This window comes from Pantoea sp. M_9, assembly GCF_008631385.1.
Lineage (GTDB): Bacteria > Pseudomonadota > Gammaproteobacteria > Enterobacterales > Enterobacteriaceae > Pantoea > Pantoea eucrina.
This window is the reverse complement of record NZ_VWUF01000020.1, coordinates 14,604-30,556: the sequence shown is the minus strand read 5'-3', so window position 1 is coordinate 30,556 and position 15,953 is coordinate 14,604. Positions and strand designations below refer to the sequence as shown.

At 57.8% G+C, this 15,953-nt stretch carries 15 protein-coding genes and 2 tRNA genes; 8 read left to right on the top strand and 9 right to left on the bottom strand.

Features of this window, described 5'->3' with window-relative positions:
• Nucleotides 1-130: 130 nt before the first annotated feature.
• On the bottom strand, nt 131-811 hold the full coding sequence (locus F3I15_RS17335; protein WP_150018752.1) for a YecA family protein: 681 nt from the start codon (nt 809-811) through the stop codon (nt 131-133).
• Nucleotides 812-1,037: 226 nt separating this feature from the next.
• Between F3I15_RS17335 and F3I15_RS17330 the strand changes: the two genes are divergently transcribed.
• Both F3I15_RS17330 and F3I15_RS17325 read left to right on the top strand, forming a co-directional pair.
• Nucleotides 1,038-1,535 carry an RcnB family protein gene (locus F3I15_RS17330; protein WP_150018751.1) on the top strand — a complete coding sequence of 166 codons (498 nt, stop codon included), beginning with the start codon at nt 1,038-1,040 and terminating at the stop codon, nt 1,533-1,535.
• Nucleotides 1,536-1,587: 52 nt separating this feature from the next.
• Nucleotides 1,588-2,301, top strand: a complete 714-nt coding sequence (locus F3I15_RS17325; protein WP_150018750.1) for a GNAT family N-acetyltransferase — start codon at nt 1,588-1,590, stop codon at nt 2,299-2,301.
• A gap of 8 nt (nt 2,302-2,309) precedes the next feature.
• Here F3I15_RS17325 and opgB read toward each other — a convergent pair whose 3' ends face one another.
• Nucleotides 2,310-4,598 (bottom strand): phosphatidylglycerol--membrane-oligosaccharide glycerophosphotransferase, encoded by a 2,289-nt coding sequence (opgB, locus tag F3I15_RS17320; RefSeq protein WP_370513351.1) that lies wholly within the window; start codon nt 4,596-4,598, stop codon nt 2,310-2,312.
• A gap of 191 nt (nt 4,599-4,789) precedes the next feature.
• On the bottom strand, nt 4,790-5,179 hold the full coding sequence (locus tag F3I15_RS17315) for a tautomerase family protein (protein ID WP_071669111.1): 390 nt from the start codon (nt 5,177-5,179) through the stop codon (nt 4,790-4,792).
• Between the two features lie 128 nt (nt 5,180-5,307).
• On the opposite strand from F3I15_RS17315, the gene F3I15_RS17310 reads away from it, so the two are divergent.
• Nucleotides 5,308-6,219: a LysR family transcriptional regulator gene (locus F3I15_RS17310; protein ID WP_108569975.1), complete on the top strand. Its 912-nt coding sequence runs from the start codon at nt 5,308-5,310 to the stop codon at nt 6,217-6,219.
• On the opposite strand, the gene F3I15_RS17305 is transcribed toward F3I15_RS17310, so the two are convergent.
• Nucleotides 6,193-7,212, bottom strand: coding sequence for a glycosyltransferase family 32 protein (locus F3I15_RS17305; RefSeq protein ID WP_150018748.1), 1,020 nt, complete (start codon nt 7,210-7,212; stop codon nt 6,193-6,195). The two genes, F3I15_RS17310 and F3I15_RS17305, sit on opposite strands and share 27 nt — an antisense overlap.
• A 415-nt stretch (nt 7,213-7,627) precedes the next feature.
• On the opposite strand from F3I15_RS17305, the gene F3I15_RS17300 reads away from it, so the two are divergent.
• The 4 genes from F3I15_RS17300 (at nt 7,628) to F3I15_RS17285 (ending at nt 12,573) form a co-directional block, all read left to right on the top strand.
• Nucleotides 7,628-8,578, top strand: a complete 951-nt coding sequence (locus F3I15_RS17300; RefSeq protein ID WP_150018747.1) for a YncE family protein — start codon at nt 7,628-7,630, stop codon at nt 8,576-8,578.
• Nucleotides 8,579-9,083: 505 nt separating this feature from the next.
• The gene (locus tag F3I15_RS17295; RefSeq protein ID WP_094110700.1) at nt 9,084-10,472 is read left to right on the top strand and encodes an MFS transporter; all 1,389 of its coding nucleotides are present in this window, start codon (nt 9,084-9,086) and stop codon (nt 10,470-10,472) included.
• 76 nt (nt 10,473-10,548) lie between these two features.
• Nucleotides 10,549-11,562, top strand: a complete 1,014-nt coding sequence (locus tag F3I15_RS17290) for a LacI family DNA-binding transcriptional regulator (RefSeq protein WP_150018746.1) — start codon at nt 10,549-10,551, stop codon at nt 11,560-11,562.
• Nucleotides 11,563-11,583: 21 nt separating this feature from the next.
• Nucleotides 11,584-12,573 carry a nucleoside hydrolase gene (locus tag F3I15_RS17285; RefSeq protein WP_150018745.1) on the top strand — a complete coding sequence of 330 codons (990 nt, stop codon included), beginning with the start codon at nt 11,584-11,586 and terminating at the stop codon, nt 12,571-12,573.
• A gap of 35 nt (nt 12,574-12,608) precedes the next feature.
• Here the strand turns inward: F3I15_RS17285 and F3I15_RS17280 are convergent, their stop codons facing one another.
• The 3 genes from F3I15_RS17280 to F3I15_RS17270 all read right to left on the bottom strand — a co-directional run bounded on the left by F3I15_RS17280 (nt 12,609) and on the right by F3I15_RS17270 (nt 15,161).
• Nucleotides 12,609-13,073 (bottom strand): YbaK/EbsC family protein, encoded by a 465-nt coding sequence (locus F3I15_RS17280; protein WP_071669106.1) that lies wholly within the window; start codon nt 13,071-13,073, stop codon nt 12,609-12,611.
• A 91-nt stretch (nt 13,074-13,164) separates the two neighbouring features.
• A complete protein-coding gene (gene fhuF, locus F3I15_RS17275) occupies nt 13,165-13,905 on the bottom strand; it encodes a siderophore-iron reductase FhuF (protein WP_370513352.1) in 741 nt (246 codons plus the stop codon).
• A gap of 161 nt (nt 13,906-14,066) precedes the next feature.
• Nucleotides 14,067-15,161: a GGDEF domain-containing protein gene (locus F3I15_RS17270; RefSeq protein WP_150018743.1), complete on the bottom strand. Its 1,095-nt coding sequence runs from the start codon at nt 15,159-15,161 to the stop codon at nt 14,067-14,069.
• A gap of 216 nt (nt 15,162-15,377) precedes the next feature.
• Between F3I15_RS17270 and F3I15_RS17265 the strand changes: the two genes are divergently transcribed.
• Nucleotides 15,378-15,662, top strand: coding sequence for a DUF1435 domain-containing protein (locus F3I15_RS17265; protein WP_071669150.1), 285 nt, complete (start codon nt 15,378-15,380; stop codon nt 15,660-15,662).
• Between the two features lie 90 nt (nt 15,663-15,752).
• On the opposite strand, the gene F3I15_RS17260 is transcribed toward F3I15_RS17265, so the two are convergent.
• Nucleotides 15,753-15,839, bottom strand: a tRNA-Leu gene (locus tag F3I15_RS17260).
• A 27-nt stretch (nt 15,840-15,866) separates the two neighbouring features.
• Nucleotides 15,867-15,953 (bottom strand) — tRNA-Leu (locus F3I15_RS17255).

The window sequence follows — 15,953 nt, the reverse complement described above, 5'->3', positions numbered from 1 at the left end:
GAGCGCGATACCCGCAGGGGTCGCATTTATGCGACCCGGGTTGGATTAGGCGCGGTGTGGCCAGGGCGCCATGAATGGTGCCCCTGTGGATATTGTTGTAGGAGTCGCATTTATGCGACCCGAACGCAGGTTATTTATTCAGGCAGCACTGCTTATATTTTTTGCCGCTGCCGCACGGGCAGGGATCGTTGCGTCCGGTTTTATCACCGGCAAAGAACGGCAGCTGTGGCTCGGGATCGGGCTGGGCCATGCGCTCGGCCTGCCAGTATTCGTGCAGTTCCAGCGCCGCCGGGCGGATCGCCTCCATGCTCGCTTCGAACGCGTCCGGATCGAGCACCTCGCGCGCTTCACGCTGCTCTTCACTGCCGTGCAGGGCAATCGCCTGCAGCTGCGGCTCCAGCGCTTCGGGCAGCTGTGACCAGTCGGCGTCCAGCGCGACGCCGCGCATATAGCCGTAGCACCAGTCTTCGACCACGGTAAACTCCTGGCCCTCCATCTCCTGCAGGCCAAACAGCGGGTCAAACTGCTCCGGAAACTCGGCCAGACGCTCAGCAATATCGTTCAGGTGCTGAAAGGTCAGGGTCATAAAGCGATCCATCTCGCGCTCATTAGCCCATTTAGGGATATGCTTCTGGCCGCCCCACATCGCCACCAGCCACTCGCTGGGTTCAATATCATTCGGGCCGGAGAGCAGGGCGGTCAGCATCCCATCCAGCTCGGCCGTATCCACCACGGAGTGCGCATTGCCATACTTCTCCAGCATGTCATCCAGCCAGTTCAGCTCTTTTTCCGTTAACGGCCCCTGATTCATCGCTTCTCTCCTGCACGTAATATTCTGTACGGGCCAGGCCCGCATCTCATGGCGCGATTATAGCGGCATTATCACGATTATTTGCAATTTTAGCGCGCCTGAATCGGGCCAGGCTGAGGTATGCTGTGGCATGACGCGACGAGCGCCGCACGGCAGCGGGAACCATTGGCCCGGTGCGCTTGTCAGTAAATGGATATCAGACTATTAATCAGAGTGGGAATCACCAATGCGCAGGACACACGTAACCCTTTTATCTGCCGGCCTGTTTCTGGGCGCGCTTAGCCTGACGCCAGCCGCACTGGCAGCGGATGAGCAGACCAATAGCGTGCCGATGCCGCCTCAGACAGAGCAGCCGGATGTGCAGGCCCCTGACGCCGCACCGGTGCCAGACGCCGATGCGCCAGCCGCTCAGGCACCCGCTGCATCAGGCGACGACGCGCCGGTTCGCCCGTCTAACAACGGCACCGGCGAGCAGCCTTCCGCCGCCAACAACTACAATCTGCACACCATTATTATCGACTACAAAGAGCACAAGGTCGGCGATGTGGTGCCGGAAGAGTATCGCAAAAAAGAGTACACCATCACTGACTGGCAGGCGCGTCATCTGCCCGCTCCGCAGGCTGGTGCACACTGGGCTTACATCAACGCCAACTATATTCAGATCACCGATGACAGCGGCAAAATCGTGATGGGCAAATCGGGCGACATCTTCTTTAAAGGATAACGCCAGCAGGCGGGCCACCGGGTCCGCCTGTTTTATTTCAGAGGCAGGAAAGATGGCCCCGACCGTTAATGAGTTTGGCCAGCCGACGGGTAGTGCGTTGCCTGACTGGCAGCCGCGCCCGCGTCCGGAGCGCGTCACGCTTCAGGGGCGTTACTGCCGCCTTGAGCCGCTGGATGCGTCACGCCACGCGTCCGATCTCAGCGCCGCGCATGCGCACGCCGCGGACGATAGCAGCTGGACCTGGCTGCCCGTGGAGCGTCCGGCATCGCAGCATGAGTGGCTGACGTTCGCCGCCGCCTGCCAGCACACTCCCGGTTACCTGCATTTTGCCGTGATCGATCTGCAGCGCGGGCAGGCGGTGGGTACGCTCGCGCTGATGCGTATCGAGCCGCAGCACGGCGTAATGGAAGTGGGATATGTGGTGTTTTCACCGCTGCTGCAGCGTACCCGTATGGCTACTGAGGCGCACTTTCTGCTGATGGCGTATGCGTTTGACCAGCTCGGCTATCGCCGCTACGAATGGAAATGTGACAGCTGCAATCAGCCGTCGCGCCAGGCGGCGCTGCGGCTCGGTTTTCAGCCCGAAGGCGTGTTTCGTCAGGCAATGGTATACAAAGGTCGCAGCCGCGATACCTGCTGGTTCTCTGTTATCGATGGCGACTGGCCGGTATTAAAGCTCGCCTTTGAGCGCTGGCTGGCGCCGGGTAATTTCAGCGCCGATGGCGCGCAGCGGGAGCGGCTGGAGACGCTGCGCCCGCGCGACTGAGCCCGCGCTCAGGGGCGCGGCACGATGCGGATCTCCGCCATGCCAATGCCGAGCTTGCGCGGCGCTTGGCCCACAATATTGTCCTGATTCGACAGCTGCGGCGCCGGTGGCACAATCACCAGATTATGGCTGCCGTCGCGATTGCTGAAGTGCAGCGTAGTAGTGGAGAAGCTATCGTCCAGCCGCAGAACCTGCTCCTCGCTGCCTACGCGTACCGGAATCGGCTGCTGCGCATTGGCACCAAACGCGCGCGCGGTAATCACCAGATCGAACCGCGGCGGTAGCGGATCGGCATACTCAATATTCACCTCCGGAGCCAGATTGGCATTGGACCAGCGTCCCCAGCTCTCCGGGCGCGAGATGCCGCTAAAGCGCCGGATGCTGTGCGGAGCGCCCGGCACGTTCAGCACAAAGCTGTCGGCATCGTAGCGAATGTCATTATCCTCAATGCGGATCTGCTGCTGGTTGAGGCGCCAGGTTTCCGGGCTGACGCGCAGCGGCGGAAAGTGCGTTTTGCCGTGCCAGAGCGGCTGATCGATACGCACCACGCTGGGCTGGCCGCCCATCTGGCCCATCGCCAGGCAAAGATCGGTGGAGAGCGCCAGCTCCGGTTTCCAGAGTCGCGCCATTTTGAAGCAGCGGTCGGCCCAGACAAATTTGTCGTTCGCGGCAAAATCGGCCAGCTGATAGCGCAGCGGCGCGGCATACTCTCCCTCCGGCAGCGGTTCAACCTGCTTATTGCCCAGCCGGAACAGGATCGGCAGGCGGAACGTGGCGCCGGAGAAGGTAAAGGTATTCTTCTGCTGGTCGATGGTGAACTCTTTCATGCTGGCCGGAAAATTCCACAGCTGCACAATATCAGCTTTCCAGCTGCTGACCTTTTTCGCCATGTCGTCAAACTGCGTGGAGAGCGACGGCGTAGAGAGTGAACTGCGGCCAAGTCCCAGCGCCTTGTCACCGCCGAGGATCTCAAGCACCGTGGCGCCGTTATCCAGCGTGCTGCGTGGCGCATCGCGCACCTCCGCCTGTGGCCGATCGCCGCGAATGACCATAAAAAGATCGCGGCGCGGCAGCTTCGTCAGATAGGGGTGGGCGGTATTGTTCATCGCCAGATGATCGGAGCTGACGACAATGACGGTGTTTTTAAACCACGGCGAAGCTTTAATACGCTCAATCAGCCGCGCCACGTGCTCCTGTGAACAGGTGACGGCGCTGAATGACTGGTTCACTTTACCCTCATACTGATAGCTTTTACGCCGGCAGCTGCGGGAGATAAAGCCATCAGGGTGATGGGTATCCACCGTCAGGGTAAACAGGGCAAAGCGTTTGTTCTGCTGCGACAGTTCAGCATACTTCTCAAACACCTCGTCCAGCACGGTGTCGTCGTAAAAGCCCCAGTTGTTGCGGTAGTCGGGATCGGCCACGCGGCTTTTCAGCTCCTGCGCGCCATAGAGATTCGATGCGGCGAAGCCGTGCGAAAGCAGAAAAGTATCTTTGCCGGCAAAGCGCAGATCGGCGCCCTGAATAAACCAGTTCTCATAGCCGCTGTTTTTGAGAACATCGCCGAGGCAGAGACTCTGCGGATAGAAGCTGGAGAGCGCGGCTGAGGCGTTACCGTCAAAAGGCGCAAACAGCGGGATACCGCACTGTGAGGCGACCATGCCGGCAATGGTATAGTCGGTGCCGGGCAGCTGCGCGGTATTGCTGAAATCCAGGCTCTGCGCCTGCTCGCGGCTCAGCTCCGGCGCCAGGTCGGGAAAAGCCTGCTGATTTAAATAGGTGCCCTCCAGGCTCTCGCCGTAGATATAGACCAGGTTGAGCGCGGGCTGTTCAATACGGTTCTGCGGCGTGATGTACCAGGTGGCGAAATCGGAGTCGCCCGCGTGCGCGTGCGACGCAATCAGATCTTTAACCTGACGAAACGCCGGCGTGGTCTGCACCGAGCCGGCGGCGCAGGCGATCGCCAGCAGGCTCCAGCCGAGGTGATGCGGACGTTTATGGCGGCGCAAAATCCATGAAAGAAAGCAGAACAGCAGAAACAGCACAATAATCAGCCCGATAGCGGGCACCACATATTTACTGACGCCGGCGCCGGTCAGGCTGTTGGTCAGCGTGTAGATCACCGCATCATTGATGCCGTCACCGGTAAAATAGTTGCTGGCGAACAGCGTTGCATTCAGCACAATAAACAGCGTCAGCAGCAGCAGCATCAGGCTGAACCAGAACGTATTGCGTCCGGCTTTAGAGGCGTAAATGATGATGGCGGTCAGAAACAGCACGATTGAAAGCAATGCCAACGGCAAATCCTCACGATAGATGAATAGCGCAGCGCCAGCGGCCGCGCGCCCTCTCAGGGGGTTTGCGTCAATCTATATTGGCTGTCACTGGGCTGCAACCTGTCCGGCGGGATTTGTGCGGTACATTCGGAATCGTGCCGCCAGGCGGGATGATAAGCGCGGCGGCGGTAGCGTATCGGGCAGACTGTGGCTTATAACGCACCGGTAAGATACTGCGCTTCACCGTGCGCAAAGCTCCAGTCACCTTTGCTGTTGGTGATAAAACTTATCATCAGATCGTGGCCCTGCACGCCGCAGCTTTCACGCAGCTCGCGCGCCAGTTCTGCCATAAAACAGCTTTTTTGCGCCTCACTGCGCGGGCTGGTATAGACCCGCACCATCACCAGATTATCCGTGCGCGAAAAGCCCAGTCCGGTATCCTGAAAAACCATCTGATAAGCTTTGTTTTCGTGAACAATCTGATAGCGGTCGCGCTCAGGCACGCCGAACGCAGTCAGGACGGCGCGATGGGCGGCATCCAGCAATGTACGAACTTCAGCCTCGGAGCGGCCCTGAATCAGATCGAAAGTGAGTAATGGCATCGGTAAACCCTCGCAGTAGTGGCGTAAAAGTCGCGTTAAGTGAGGCTATGCTGCCCGCTGCGCGCGCAAAGAAAAAGCGACTGCGATAAAATAATTGTTCACTATTTTGAACAATGGCGGGCAAGGCGATGAAAACCGAAGCGCTCTGGACACATCTTTACTGGCTGACAGTACTGGCGGAGCAGGGCAGTTTTACCCGCGCCGCTGAGCGGCTGGATGTCAGTAAAGCGGCAGTGAGTCAGAAAATTAAAGAGCTGGAAGCGCTGACCGGGGTTGCTCTGGTTCAGCGCACCACGCGCAGCGTGCGGCTTACGTCAGCCGGTGAGCAGCTGGCTGGCGAGCTGCGTGAGCCCTTTACCCGGATAGCGGAAAGCGTTTATCGCGTGCGCGATGAGGCGGGGCCGGTACGCGGACAGGTACGCATCAGCGCGCCGGTGGCGTTTGCCCGGCAGCAGCTGGTGCCGATTATCGGCGACTTTCTGCGTGAATATCCACAGGTGCGCCTGCAGCTGGATGTGACTGACCGCCTGGTATCACTCGGCGGGGAGGGGTTTGATCTCGCTATCCGTCACAGCCAGTCGCTGCCGGAAACGCACGTCGCGCTGCCTCTGTGCGCCACGCGCGCGCTGCTGGTGGCTTCGCCCGCTTATCTGGCACAGCACGGCGTGCCGCAGACGCCGGACGCGCTGCTTCAGCATAACTGCCTGTGGTATCCGCGCGGTCCCGATGCGCCGCAGTGGCGCTTTCAGTCGCATCAGGGCGGCGAAACGCTGACGGTAAAAATTCAGGGGAATTTTGCCACCAATAACAGCGAGTCGATTCGGGACGCCGCGCTACAGGGAGCAGGCATTGCCATGCTGCCCGATTTCAGCGCCCGCGCAGCGCTGGAAAGCGGTGCGCTGCAGCCGGTGCTCTCATCGTGGCAGGCGGTCGACGCCTTTGCCGACCGCCTCTGGGTGGTGCGCCCTTACGCGGCACAGGTGCCGCGTGCGGTGACGACCTTTATTCACTGGCTACGCGCTCGCTTTGTTAACGGGTGAGGGCAGCGCCACGCTGAGCGGTGCGGCAGGTTGCATCATTGCGCCCAGCAGGCTGCTGCGGTTGTAGTTCCCCAGACGCAGGTTAAAGTCGAGATGCAGCTGTGCGTGACCATCCAGCTTAATAACCGGCGGCGGCGTATGCGGGCGCTGATGAAACAGAATGGCATGCGTAAAGGCGTCGCTTTTCCAGTTGTTCAGGCGCTGATAGTAAAAGGCGCTGGCTTCGCATTTACGCAGAAAGAGATTAACGCGGCGATATTCACGCATGGCCGCCTGCTGCGCCAGCGCGCCCGGCTGCTGTGCCGGTTCAGCGATTCTCTGCGTCAGCAGCGAAAAGTCATCACGCTTGCGCATTTCGTTAAAGAAGCTCTGCTCACCCTGATGCTTGATGGGTGCATACTGCTTCTGCCATTCGCGAATAAAAGGATTATTTGGCGCAGCAGCAAGGAACCAGTTCTCAATAACAGGCGCGAGATAATTCAGCGTTGAGCGTTCGCAATAATAGCCGATCACATCCATCGGACGTTCCTGATGGGCGCTGTGTACCCAGCTCAGATCTTCAAACAGCAGCGCAGCGCAGTCGATAGCGATGCCGCCGTAGCGTAATAACAGCTCAAGCCTGATCACTTCGCTTTTCTGCTGTGCCGTTAATTGCGCTGAGGTAAATATAAAATCGGGCAGGACTTCTTTTACAGAATATTTATTTAACAGGTGAACGCTGTGGTCAGGATTATCGCGGCGTATTTTAGCAATATTCACCTGTAACGATTTTGGTAAATATTCTGTATCCCAGTACAGCCATACTTTTTTCGGGATCTCTGGCAACGTCTTCTCACCAGAAAGTAACACGATATTGTCCTCTTCGCTGGGATCATACTCCGGCGCGCAGAGCGCATTATGCTGTTTTTTCTGCAGTAATGACTGACCGGTAAACGCTATTCTTTTCCAGTTGTGCCAGAGCGCGCGCGCCGGCTGAAGACGTTTTTTTGACATGATGCACCTGATTATTGTGATTATGGGCAAGGAGTCCCTGATGCTGGCGCCTTAGGCGCTCTTATGTTTCCTTACGGGGGCTGTGTGTAAAAGTATTACCATGAGCTTAATAAAACATTCTTCGCGATTGCGCTAATCCTTTTTTTCTCTTTCAGATAAAGCGGAAAATGAAGCTGCCGTTATCAATAAAAATTTAACAAAATAACAGCGTGACAAATTTCACAGTTTATTTTTTCCCGCCAGGATTAATCCTAAGATCGTTGTCTGCGTGCAGCCTGAAGAGCGGGAATGTGAAAATTGTGGTGAGAAATGAACGTTTATCCCTGCTGGATTTTAGTCTGGTATCAGAGCGAAATTTACCTTCGTCATACAGCTTAGCTACGCTTTAGTCAGGCATTCTGTTTAAGGAGTGATTATGCAGTCATCTGCCCGCGGTCTGATAGCCGTTGATAAACAGGGGAACCGGGTGCTGTTTCTGCATCCGGAAAGCTTTGCTGTTGAGCAGGAGCTGAATGCGTTTCCGCCGCGCCCGCACGAGCTGCTGATGCTGCCGGCGCTGGAAAAAGCCTATGTCCCGCTCTATGGCAGCGGCGTGCACGGCGCTAACCCTTATCCCGGGCATAAAGTCGCTGTTATCGATCTGCGTCAGCGCCGGATCAGCGGCTTTATCGACCTTACGCCACTGCAGTCGCCGCACAGCGGACAGCTGGGGCGCGACGGCAAAGTCTATCTCTGCTGTGAAAACAGCGCGGCGGTTGCGGTTATCGATCCGCACACCGATCGCGTAGAGAAAATCATCCCGCTGCCTTCGCATAACGCCCACCGGCTGACGCTCTCTCCCAGCGGACGCAAGCTGTTTACGGAAAATGAAGAGGACGCCAGCATCACAGTAATCGATTTATGTGAGGCAGAAGGCCGCGTCATTGATAACATTCTGCTGCCTGGTCCGATAGCCGGTATTGCTGCCTCGCCCAGACATCCTTATCTGGTCGCCAGCGCCGCCGACGCACCGCTGCTTTACGTGATCGATCGACAGAGCCACCGGGTCCGGCAGCGCATTACGCTGGCCGGCCACCAGCAGCCCTGCCAGGTTGTGCGGTTCAGTGCCAGTGGCGAACGGCTGGTTGCGATCGGGCATGATGAATCACTGATTACGCTGTTTGACGATCTGCTTAATCCCTCAGGTACTCTGCGCGTAGGGTGCCAGCCAGGAGATGGCTGTTTCAGTGAAGATAATCGCACGCTGCTTATCGCCAACGAAGGCGATGGGTCGTTAAGCGTTATCGATCTGGCGCAACGAAAGGTGATAGCCACGCCGCAGGCGGGCACAGGCTGTGAGACGTTAAGTTATTTTACGCTGAGCTGAGGCAGCCGCTGTCATTTCATTGTCATCTGCAGGTGGCATAAAGGCGGCGCGACAGCAGGCACTGTGCAGCTATTGATAAATTACGGATACCCGTTGCTGCGTTTTAATACGGCTTTTGCTTAATTAAAACGCATGCAATTACCTGAATTCTCGTATTTTTTTGGTATTAATCAGGGAGGATAGTCAAAATAATCTAACTAATTTTCGTTTTGCCGCTTGATTTATCTACGCGCGTAGATAGACTGTCTCCCCAGTGATAACTCACGGTGCCAGACGCGGCTACGGCCCTGAAATGACCATGTTACATTTGCTGTGCTAATACGATCGGTGAATTAAACACCGGCGAAACGCAGCAGAGAGATGAATTCCAACACCAGGGAATTCCTTACTGATCTTTCAGGATTTGCCTGTCGAACGTCGTCACCGGGACGTTCTGCTTGCTTAAGCAAGAGAACAGACCCATGGAAGGGCGTTTACTGTTTTCACTTCACTAAGAGAAAGGGTTATGACGGAACATCATCCCACTGCACAGCACTCACCCCACCTCACCGCGGCTGACGAACGGCTGCAAACTCCCGCTGGCCGCAAAGATTTCTGGCGCGCAACCTTCTCCTGCTGGCTCGGTACGGCGATGGAGTATGCCGACTTTGCGCTGTATGGCCTGGCGGCAGGTATCATCTTTGGCGACATCTTTTTTCCGGAAGCGACACCCGCTATGGCGCTGCTCTCAAGCTTTGCCACCTGGTCAGTCGGCTTTATCGCCCGCCCGATAGGCGCGCTGCTGTTTGGCTGGATTGGCGATCGCAAAGGGCGCAAAGTCGTGATGATCAGTACGATTATCCTGATGGGCGCCTCAACCACGCTGATTGGCCTGATCCCATCTTATGCAACAATCGGACTCTGGGCGCCTGCCTGTCTGGTACTGCTGCGTTTTACGCAGGGGCTGGGAGCGGGGGCGGAGCTCTCTGGCGGCACCGTTATGCTGGGCGAGTATGCCCCGGTTGAGCGACGCGGCCTGGTCTCTTCCGTGATCGCGCTGGGATCAAACAGCGGCACGCTGATCGCCTCTCTGGTCTGGCTGGCGGTGATCCAGATGGATAAAGAGAGTCTGCTGGCCTGGGGCTGGCGTATTCCTTTTCTCAGCAGCGTCCTGATCGCCGTAGTGGCGCTGTGGATCCGCCGCCATCTGCGCGAAACGCCGGTGTTTGAGCGTCAGCAGGCTGAACTGCAGGCGCAGCGCAGCGAGACGCTCTCCCGGGCGCATATTGAAACTGACAGCCGCAGCGTCTGGCAGCGAACCCGGGCGTTCTGGACCATGGTAGGTCTGCGCATCGGTGAAAATGGCCCCTCTTACCTGGCTCAGGGCTTTATCGTTGGCTACGTTGCAAAAGTGCTGATGCTGGATAAGTCGGTACCGACTACGGCGGTGTTTATCGCCTCGCTGCTGGGCTTCCTGATTATTCCGTTTGCGGGCTGGCTCTCCGATCGTTTTGGTCGCCGCATTACCTATCGTGGTTTCTGCCTGCTGCTGATGATCTATGCGTGGCCCGCCTTCAGCCTGATGGATAGCCGCGATCCGACAATTATTATTGCTGTTATCGTTACAGGAATGGCGCTCGCTTCGCTGGGGATATTTGGCGTACAGGCGGCCTGGGGCGTCGAGATGTTTGGCGTAAAGCATCGCTATACCAAAATGGCAGTGGCAAAAGAGCTGGGGTCAATTCTTTCTGGCGGCACTGCGCCGCTGGTCGCGGCAGCGCTGCTCTCATGGACCGGCCACTGGTGGCCCATCGCCGTTTACTTTAGCGCGATGGCCACTATCGGGTTTCTGACGACGTTTGTCGCACCGGAAACGCGCGGCCGCGACCTTAATCTGCCGGAGGATGCCATCTGACGCGCAGCTGCAGGCAGGACCATTGACATAACGCTGGCCGGTGAATCCGGCCAGCGGCATTTATATTGAGGCTAATTTGGCAAAATCTCCCGGCGGAAATGTAACCCGTACCGATGTCGCCCGCGTCGCAGGCACCTCGGTAGCCGTGGTCAGCTATGTGATCAACAACGGGCCGCGCCCGGTGGCGGAAGCGACCCGTCAGCGGGTGCTGGCTGCCATTAAGCAGACGGGCTACCGGCCTAACGCCGTAGCGCGCGCGCTGGCCTCCGGCACCACCAAAACCTTTGGTCTGATTGTGCCGAACATTGCAAACCCGTTTGTCGCTTCCATGGCGCATGTCCTGCTGCAGGAGTCGCTTAACCACGGCCATATCATGCTGCTGGGTGATGCCGGTGACGATCGTCAGCGTGAGCTGGAGCTGATTCAGGGAATGCTTAACCGTCAGATCGACGGACTGTTTTATAACAGCGTCGATCGCCATCCCTATATTGATGTGGTGCAGGCGAGCGGAACGCCGCTGCTGATGCTGGATCGCATTACGCCGCGGCCCGGCGTCAGCGTGCTGAGCATGAATGAACGGCTGGCGGCCTGCGATGTCACCCGGCATCTGCTGAGTCACGGTTATCAGCAGGTGGGCATGATCAGCGGCCCGCTGGCGATGTTTAACGCTCAGGATCGTATTCAGGGCTGGCGTGATGCGATGCAGGAGCAGGGGCTGACCGTGGATGAAAGCCTGATTTTCCCGGCTGACTACTCGCGGCAGGGCGGCTACGACGCGGCGCAGCGCATGCTCGCCAGCGGTCGCGTACCGCGTGCGCTGTTTGCCAGTAACGAAGGCCAGGCCATTGGCTGTATTCGCGCGTTTGCCGAGCAGGGGATCCGCGTGCCGCAGGATGTGGCGCTGGTCTGTTTTAACGGTACCACGCAGGCCGCGTTTCATGTGCCTTCGCTGACCACGGTGCGACAGCCGCTGTCTGAGCTGGCGCAGCGCGCTATTGCTATGCTGAAAAACCAGCCGGAGGAGGGGGTGATGGCCGAGCTGCCGCACTACATCGAAACCGGCGAATCCTGTGGCTGCCTGCAGCCTTAAATACAATAACGATAAAACATTATGAAAAGAGTGATTATTGATTGCGATCCGGGGAATGGCATCGCAGGTGCAAATACCGATGACGGACTGGCGATTGCGCTGGCGCTGGCATCACCCGCGCTGTCGCCGGAACTGATTACCACGGTCACCGGTAACACGCCCAGCGCGACGGGCGCGCGCGTGGCAAAAGATTTGCTGAAACGTCTCGGGCTGAATATTCCGGTGGTGCAGGGGGCGCTGCAGGCGCTGCGCGAAGATCCGCTGCCGTGGCGGGCGCGTCTGGATAATCTGGCCGATCCGGCGCTGGCCGCGCTGTGGCAGGGCGTGCGTCAGCCCGCGGTGATGGCGGCGGACGGCAATGATGCTGCCGGCGTGATGGGTCAGCTGATCTGCGATAACCCGGGAGAGTTTACCCTGGTCGCTATCGGGCCGCTGACGAACGTGGCGCAGGCGCTGCAGCGTTATCCGCAGATGGCTGAAGCGGTAGCGGAGATTGTGATCATGGGCGGTGTCTTTGCGCTTGATGACTACATCAAAGATACCAATTTTGGTCTCGATCCGGAGGCGGCACATCAGGTACTGCACAGCGGTGCCACCATCACCCTGGTGCCGATGGACGCCACCACGCAGACGCTGCTGACCCGCGACGATCTCGCGCGCATTACGGCGCAACCGCATCCGCTGACGCAGTTTATCCGCGAGACGCTGGGCCCCTGGATCGACTACTCAATGCGGACCCGGCGGCTGCCAGGCTGCTGGATCCATGATGCGCTGGTGGTCGCCTGGCTGCTGAACCAGCGCGTGGCGGAAGGCGCCGATTATTACGTGGATATCGAGCTGCGTCCCGGTGCTACGCGCGGCAAGAGCTGGCGTTACCGTCCACCGCTGCGGCTCGATGTGGGGATCCCGCCGGAAACCGGGGCGCTGGTGCATGTCATCCAGCATGTTGATAATGCGCTGCTGCTGGATATGCTTGAACAGGCTTTTACCCGTCTGCCGCTCCGGCTCTGAAACGTGACAGCGACGGCGCGATAATATCCGCGCCTTCAAAGCGCTTCACAGACATCGATCCAGGTGGCATGGGTCAGCTCCGCCATTCTCAGCGGTGAGATGCGTACCGCGCTGCGCACCGAGCCCGCGGCGGGCAGCACCTCATCAAAGCTGCGCAAAGAGATATCGCAGTACACGGTGAGCGGGTTTTCCAGGCCAAAAGGAGAGACGCCGCCGACCGGATGGCCGGTCCAGTTCACCACTTCATCGACGCTCAGCATGCGCGCTTTGGCGCCCAGTGCGGCTTTCAGTTTGCGGTTATCCAGACGCGCGTCGCCGCGGGTAACAATCAGCACCACCTGCTCTTTCACTTTCAGCGACAGCGTTTTGGCAATCTGCCCCGGTGAGACGCCGTGAACGCGTGCCGCCAGCGCCACGGTGGCCGTGCTTTCAGGCGTTTCAATAATTTCGATATCCGGCGCATGCTCAGCAAAGAACTGCTGTACCGACTCCAGGCTCATGTTGTTCTCCGGTAAAAACTGAACCTGAACGCTGCCACAAGGCGAAAAAAGTGTAAACGAGAGAAAAGGAGAATTTACGGCGCGTGCGTGCTTATTGCGCTTTCAGTGTACAGTTACCGCAGCGCTCGACGTCAGGAATACGATAGCGCTGACAGCAGCTGCGCCGCTCCATCGTCCCGTGACGCATAATCATGGTGCGGTAAAGCGGGTTATCGCTGCCGTCCGGCAGCGACGGCGTGAAAAACAGCATCTCTTCCAGCTGGTCGATCAGCGCGGCGGGCAGCTGCGCGCGGAGTTCACCCAGGAACCAGTAGATCAGATATCCCATGTTGTTCCAGATAAGGCGCGCATTGATGTCGCCGTGCTGCGTCATGCCTTCCACGGCGGGCTGCAGGCAGGTCTGGATCAGGCGCGCCATACGCTGCGGCGCAGAGAGAAATCGCGCGGGCTCATCCTCCTGCACCTCCAGCCAGAAGGTGGCAGGATGGCCATTTTCGTGAAATTCAGCGCGGATATATTCAGGTGAGCAGTTCAGGGCACGCGGCTCATGCAGCAGCGCCATCATCAGCGTGGGCACCAGCAGACCGAAGTACCACTGCGCCCAGAGTGACTGCAGCGGCTTCGCCTCCCGCGGCGTATCAGGATGGCTGCGATAAAGATAGTCACCGTAGCGCTGCGTCAGAAACAGAAAGTGCTCCGGTGCCGACCATTCAGCCAGCGTCAAAGCGCCTTCCGGTGCGGTTTCCCCCAGTCTGACATACGCCTGACGGTCGCTGCACTGCTCACGGATCAGCTCCTGCAGCGCGCGTACCAGCGTGCGATCGCGCTGCATGAAGATCGGGGACTGCTCACTGAAGCGGTGCGCCTGACGCGTAATCGTAGCCATGCCAATCCTGAATGATAACGGGAAACGAAAAACAAATGATAATCGTTCCTGATTGAGTGAGCAAGATAGCAGCAGCAGAAGATTGCTATAGCGTTGTATTTATCACTTTAGTGCGGCTCGCTAATCGCCTGCCGGCGTGCCGGCAGCGCCTCCCAGGCCAGGATGGTATTGCGCCCGCGGTTTTTGGCGACATAGAGCGCACGGTCAGCGTTGGCGACGGCCCGCTCAAAATCGTGCGCAGCCATCGGCGCGATGCCGGCGCTGACGGTGACGTGAGTCGATACCGCGGTATTAGAACGATGGGGGATCTTCAGTTCCAGCACCGACAGCCGGATGCGCTCGGCGAGCTTCATGGCGATTGACGCGTTGACATTGGTCAGCAGTACCAGAAACTCTTCACCGCCATAGCGGGTGACCACATCGCGCGAGCGGACGGCGTCACGGATCGCAGCCGATACGCGCTTCAGCGCCTGGTCGCCCATCGCATGTCCGTAATTGTCGTTATAGGCTTTGAAATGATCGATATCCAGCAGCAGGATAAAGTGGCTGCCGGCATGGTTCTCCAGAATCGTTTCCAGCCGGTTCTGCAGCCCGCGCCGGTTATAGAGGCCGGTCAGCGGATCGAGCATGCTGAGCGCGCTGAAGCTCTGCTTCTCTTCATACAGCTGGCCAATCAGCTGCCGGGTAAAATGGTCAAAACGCCGGCGCATCAAATGCAGCAGGGAAAATCCAATCAGCGGCAGCGTAATAGTAAACAGAATGGTGGTCAGGTGCTGTCCGTTATCCAGCAGCAGCACGGTCAGCACCGGCGGCAGAATATGCAGGCAGAATGCCGTTAAATAGTCGCTCAGCGCGATAGCGCTGATAAAAAAGACGCTAAGTAAGCTGATAATTAAATAGCTGCTATCAAACGCCGAAATCAGATGATATTTCTGATTAATATGCCACGCCCACAGCAGCCCGAGCAGCAGCGCGACCGGCGTTAATACGGGAAAGCGCAGGCCGGGCATTATCAGGCAAAGCAGCAGCAGCGTGGTGCTGAAACCCGCGACCAGCACCGCAGGCAGGGTAAATACCGGTATCTGAACGTTCAGGCAGGGCAGCAGGCAAAAGAGTGAAACGGCGATATTAAGAAACAAAAACAGCATTAGCGAAAGCCGATATTTGCTCTGTTTCAGTCCATCGTAAGCGTTTAATTTCATTGTTATTACCCGTGACAGCCCTGAAATATCAAAGCGCTACCCGGCAGCGTTAATTCTGCTATGCGGATAGTCAGCACGTTTCATGTTGTTATCAGGTGTGTTATCGGCGGCAATTTAGCATTTTCCAGTATTTCTGTCATGCGGTGAAAAATTCGCTGCAGAATGAGAATGGTTGTCATATGATAATGGTAATTCTTATCATTAAGGGGCGTAATGATGATTGCAGCAATGCTGGCTGCCTGCGGCTTATGGGGTGTGAGCTGGATAATGGGTAAGCGCCTGGATAGCGGCTGGGGTATTCTGCTGCCCTGTACCGCTATGCCGCTGTTTGCGTTATGGGAACCGGGCTATGCGCAGTGGCGGGCGATCATGATCGTTATGCTTCTGCTGACGCTGGTTATGCTGTTTCACCAGCGGCTGCGCCACTATATATTGCTGCCATCCTGCGTCGCGCTGGCGGGCGGCATTACGGCAGCGTCAGTAAATTTTCATCTGGGTTAGCAGCGCGCAGAAACAGCAACATCACGCAGCGCGTGATAAGCAGGGGGGTAACATTCAGGGAATTAACTGCCGGGGGAGAGGTGACAACAGTGGTGCGAAGAGAGGGACTTGAACCCTCACGTCCGTAAGAACACTAACACCTGAAGCTAGCGCGTCTACCAATTCCGCCACCTTCGCATCGTGTTGTCTGTTTATATCACCGCATGGTGCGAAGAGAGGGACTTGAACCCTCACGTCCGTAAGAACACTAACACCTGAAGCTAGCGCGTCTACCAATTCCGCCACCTTCGC